Below are 4,817 nucleotides of genomic sequence, written 5' to 3' on the forward strand. Positions count from 1 at the left end.
TGCCAAAAAATTAGCTATGTACACTGGTTTAAAGAGCTAGTCCCACCTGGTTAAATTTACCTCTTGACAGGGTTACTATGTCCATTTTTACCTAGTTCATAAGTACCGATTCAACACTTCTGGTTCAGATGATTTAATTATGACCAGACCATAATCATCTTTTTTGGATTGACCAAGACGATCGCGCTTCCCATTTAACCTGTGCCACCAGTTGGGGTCTTTGTTTCGTAAATCCTCGACTAATCCTTGACGCAAGCGTAAATGAGCTTTTAGTTTTGTTCCGGGGGTAATTGCTTCGTAGCTATAAACACCCCCTGCGCCAGAAGGTCGTTGTACCTCATCCTTGACCGTGTTATGAGTTTCTAGCTTTAGGGTAACTTGATCAGATTTGGGTAACAAGCCATTTTGACAAACGGGATGAATATATCCTTGACGAACTTGTTTCAGTTGGTCTGAGGGTTCTTCTTCCTTAAGGCGATTGTAAACATGACCCTCTTGTAAACCGCCCCCAATTTTCTTCGCAAATAAGGCAAAAGGAACAGGACAACTAGGTTGATCATCAATAGCAATCGTGGCATTGGTGACAATTAAATCTCCGTGGGCGATCGCATTTCCTAAATTAATCCCTAGTTTGCCTAGCTTGCGACTGATCAACGTCAGTAAGTAAGTTCCGGGAATATAATCTAAACTCTCAGTAACATTACCGACTGTACGCTTTGGGATGATCACCGGAGATAAAGTTTCAACGTCTAGAGTGATTTGTGACCACTCATTACCCTTATATTGATCGAGGCTTGTTTGCTTGTTTTCAGTGTTAGACAATTGCGGAAGATCAGGTGCTTCTTTATCTAAGTAATTTAACCAAAAATCTAGTTTTTCAATATTACCACTTACTTCAATTTCTAACTTACATTTGCCAGCCCCACGCCGCCGTTTTCCCCCTAACCGATCAACTAATTTTGCCCCAGCGACTAATAAGGCATAAGCAGCAGAGCATTGCTCTTTAAAATCTTCTATTTCAGGGAGTTGAAGCTCACAAAAAGCAGTTAAAATACATCCACCTCTTGCCATTTCTTCAAACCGGAGAAAATCTGGAATAGCACAACCTGAATCAGCATCAATACTGATACCTGCCTTGTTAAAGGTTAGAGCGGCCTTAAGTGCTAATCTTCCTTTGACCGTTTCTTGTTGTTCGGGAGTAATTTTCGCTTTTGATAAATCTTCCGATTTAACTGCTAGCAATTTTCGTAAATTTTTAGGTAAATGGGCTGATCTGATAGAAAGTGCCGATTCACGCGGTTTAACTTCGATTTTTCCCTCAGCTAAAGCAGGTTGATCACCAAATAAATAATCAACCCACTTCATCCACTGTCCCGGTGTGTCATTATCTAAACCTAGGGCAACCAATTCACACCCATCTCGCCAAATTCCTGTCAATGTCTTAGCAGGAATATAGGGTAATCCATCTGCATCTCGTTGAATTAAACGATCAACATCACCGGGAATACCTGCACCAGAGCCAATATGCCAATCACTTAACATGGTAATTTTGGCATTAAAGTTTGTCTGGGGTTGAGGATCTTGAGATTGCCTTACTTGAGAGTTCACGGGTGGATTAGGAGGAGTTATTTTGTTTTGACGATTTGCGGATTTTGTCTTTTTATTCCTCTTTTTTTTAGCCATTGTTGTCCTCCTTAGATTTAAAAAATTCAGCGACTTCAATCGCATCTAGCAAAATTGTTTTGTGTAGCTCAGTTTCAGTTTCAGGTTCTTGTTTAAATAAGGACTCAGGATTGCCTTCAAAAACTCGAATATCGTCATCTGAAGAATTCGACTTATCAATGTAGCGATCGCGAATTAAACCATATCGAGCATCCGCAGCATCTCGCCCTAAAAACAAACCCGATCTCAAGTCGTGCATTTGACTACTGGGGAGCTTAGGCTTACCATCATCGTTGGTAGCCTTTAAAGCTTTGATAGCGGTTTCTAAGTTTTGCCAATGATGAAATTCTGCCCATTCACAACCGCTAATATTTGGATGTTTTAATTTATCTATTGCCGTAACTACATAGGGGCGGCGATAGAGATGAGTTTTCCCTGAATCAAGTTGTATTTTTTTACGAATAATTTCCAAATTAATATCACTTGAATCATACAGCACATGAAAATCAATGGATGAACAAGGATAAGGCTGATTCTGTTTTTGAGAATTGGTTACAACTTCCTTAACTTTTTTGGCAGATTTAAGTAATCGTTCAGCTAAAGTATAAGCAATAGAGAAAGGTAAATGTGGCTTGATAATGCAAATGCCTGCACAGGAGGACAATCGCTTGACTGTAAAAGTAAAGTTAGCAACGTCTGAAATAATACTTTTATGTTTTTTCAATTCCTGAATTTCTTGTTGTGTCTGGTTTTCAAATTCCTGTAAAAATTTGTGAGTAAACTTCAAAGCATAATGACCATCACAAATGACAGTTAAATCGTCACCCCCTAAAACTAAAGGAATTAAAGGAATTAATAAGGTTTCTGATTTATTGTTTCTTTTGACAGACACAAAAGTATCTAAAGCCTGAAGGAAAGCTGCCTCTGTACAAATATCTAAAGCAATTGAGAAATTTCGATATTTATCGATATAATCTCGATTGTTTGTAGTTTGAGCATTTTCATGAAACTTAAGAAAAACTTCCCCTAAACCATTACCATCAGCATGAATGATAGCCAGCCAATCTAACTCATCTTTAAGCTTTTTTTCTAACTCATTGACGCTGCCCGGTAACTTAATGTGGCTTGGCAGTAGTTTTTGAATTCTTTCGAGTGACTGAGGAGCGGCTTCTCTTTTTAACTTGGCAACTTGTGAAATAGCTTTAGGTTTTTCGTGATTCCGAACTTGCTCTTGACTCATTACTTCTAATTCAGAAGCAGGTAATCCACTTGTTGAACATTGGTCAACTACGGGCAATTGAAGAAAACGAAGTAGAGGAGAGGGACGGCGCGATCGCAATTCCTCAAATTTTTGATGTACTTCTTTATTGGCTGCGGCAATGCTTGGTGCTTTTTTACTTCCTATATCATCCCAGCTAAAAGGTTCTGAAATTACTCCTGCAATATCTAAACCGGGAGCGTAGCGAATCGCTTTATGGGTGACATAGCGAATAATTGCTTGAGCAACATCTTTTTTTTCGGTTAAAAGTAGTGCTTTACCAGAAGTAGCAATCAACACTTCAACTTTGTGATCTTGAGTTTGATTCTCAATTGGGCGATTCCATTCTTGAGTATCTAAAATTTTCTCCCTAATTTCTTGGGTTGTCAGATTAATTTCATTAAGTGCTTCCATAACAAACTGAGTACCAACTTGATGAATTTGGTCAGAAGCACCTCGAACAGCATCCACCGCTTCAATTACCCACTTTGTCCCCGCTTGATAGGTCAACTCCGACGCGCCAATATTTTCCCGCAAGCGGTTCGTGGAAAAAATAAACTGCTGATTCCCAGAAGTTTCAAGCAAGACCAAATAGAAAGATTTTTGAGAGGTCATCTACTAATTTTCCTCGTACTGAATTCAAAAAAACGCAAAAGACTAACAACATTACTTGGACTCAACCTTGCTAGCTCATGTATAGATCACTAGCAGAATATATGCCCCATTTTATCCCTAGGAATTATAACCTTTATTTTTTTAGAATTTGCTCAATGCTTAATAATAGTTTAGTTTAAGATTAACCAAACACCGAGAAACACCAATCGTCACGGCGACGAGGAGAAAACGCGAACAGACGGCAGTCTCATAGCGAAAAGCACCGATGACAAGGGAGAGCGCGCTAGTGGACCTATGAGGTGAACGTCTCATGTACAGTTATAACTGGGAGGGGGATAGGGTAATCTATCTCTCGAACCCTAAGATGTTCTTTGATTGGAAGACCATTTCCGGAGTAGCTCTCTCCAACTGTGAAGAAACAACACATCCTTGTCATTTCATAGCCCACAACTTTAGACTTTTAGCCGAATCGATACTTAGGAGAGTCCTATGCGCCCCTTGCCTTGTTCAACCCTGACAATAGTTCTTACGGTTATCCTCGCGTTAACCGCTTTTGGCTGCGCTCCCAGTCGAGATGCTCAGTGCAAAAGTGTTATTCAAATTGCTAATGGAGCAGTAGAGGAAGCGAAAAAGCTCACCAATGGTGGACAAACCAATGAACCCCAAGCCATGTTACAGGCGGCTGATGCTATGGAACAGGCCGCAGAGGGGATGAAAGCACTCGAACTCACGGATGAGCAACTACAAACCTACCAAAACGGGTTTATCGAGATGTATGCTCAAACCGCAGAAGCTACCCGGAATTTTGTCGATGCTTTTGAGAAAAAAGACCGTCCTAGAGCGGAAGCGGCTCTCGCCAATTTACAACGAGCTACCCAACCGGAACAGGAGTTAGTGCAAGGGATTAACACCTATTGCCAAGGGAATTAGGCCGGGATGGGACTGTTGCCATCATGGCGGGTCTAGACATCTTTTGACACTCCTGGGCCTAAAGGCACGAGGATTCTTGGTTCACAGACTCGCCATAACCTAGCAGGATTGCTCCAACCAGGCTAGAGGGGAAATCTCCCCAAGCTTTAGATCCGGTATGCCCTACCGTACTTAATGCTAATTTCAGGATATTAATTGCAGCATTTATATCTCTATCTTCTATCAATTACAGCGTTTTAAACTTTTCTCCCCCTTTCGATAAAACTGGGGATTGGCTTCAATATTACCTTGGCTATCTGCCAAGAAATATTTAATTCCTAAATCTATTCCGACAGCTTTCTGACTGGGAATT

At 40.5% G+C, this 4,817-nt stretch carries 3 protein-coding genes and 2 pseudogenes; 1 reads left to right on the forward strand and 4 read right to left on the reverse strand.

The window, feature by feature from the left end; all coding sequences use genetic code 11:
* Window positions 1-96: 96 nt before the first annotated feature.
* Together K4A83_RS22080 and K4A83_RS22085 are read right to left on the reverse strand one after the other, a co-directional pair.
* Window positions 97-1,683 carry an RAMP superfamily CRISPR-associated protein gene (locus tag K4A83_RS22080; protein ID WP_265266870.1) on the reverse strand — a complete coding sequence of 529 codons (1,587 nt, stop codon included), beginning with the start codon at window positions 1,681-1,683 and terminating at the stop codon, window positions 97-99.
* Window positions 1,676-3,535: a Cas10/Cmr2 second palm domain-containing protein gene (locus tag K4A83_RS22085; protein ID WP_265266871.1), complete on the reverse strand. Its 1,860-nt coding sequence runs from the start codon at window positions 3,533-3,535 to the stop codon at window positions 1,676-1,678. Before K4A83_RS22085 ends, K4A83_RS22080 begins: the two co-directional genes overlap by 8 nt.
* Before the next feature lie 489 nt (window positions 3,536-4,024).
* Here K4A83_RS22085 and K4A83_RS22090 point away from each other — a divergent pair, with 489 nt between their 5' ends.
* Window positions 4,025-4,465: a hypothetical protein gene (locus tag K4A83_RS22090; protein WP_265266873.1), complete on the forward strand. Its 441-nt coding sequence runs from the start codon at window positions 4,025-4,027 to the stop codon at window positions 4,463-4,465.
* A 58-nt stretch (window positions 4,466-4,523) separates the two neighbouring features.
* On the opposite strand, the pseudogene K4A83_RS23780 reads toward K4A83_RS22090, so the two are convergent.
* Together K4A83_RS23780 and K4A83_RS23785 are read right to left on the reverse strand one after the other, a co-directional pair.
* Window positions 4,524-4,688 (reverse strand): annotated as a pseudogene (locus tag K4A83_RS23780) (RNA-guided endonuclease InsQ/TnpB family protein); the annotation flags it as partial.
* A gap of 2 nt (window positions 4,689-4,690) precedes the next feature.
* Window positions 4,691-4,817 (reverse strand): annotated as a pseudogene (locus K4A83_RS23785) (RNA-guided endonuclease InsQ/TnpB family protein); the annotation flags it as partial.

The sequence above is a fragment of the Spirulina subsalsa FACHB-351 genome (assembly GCF_026130165.1).
In the GTDB taxonomy this organism is placed as follows: Bacteria; Cyanobacteriota; Cyanobacteriia; order Cyanobacteriales; family Spirulinaceae; genus Spirulina_A; species Spirulina_A subsalsa_A.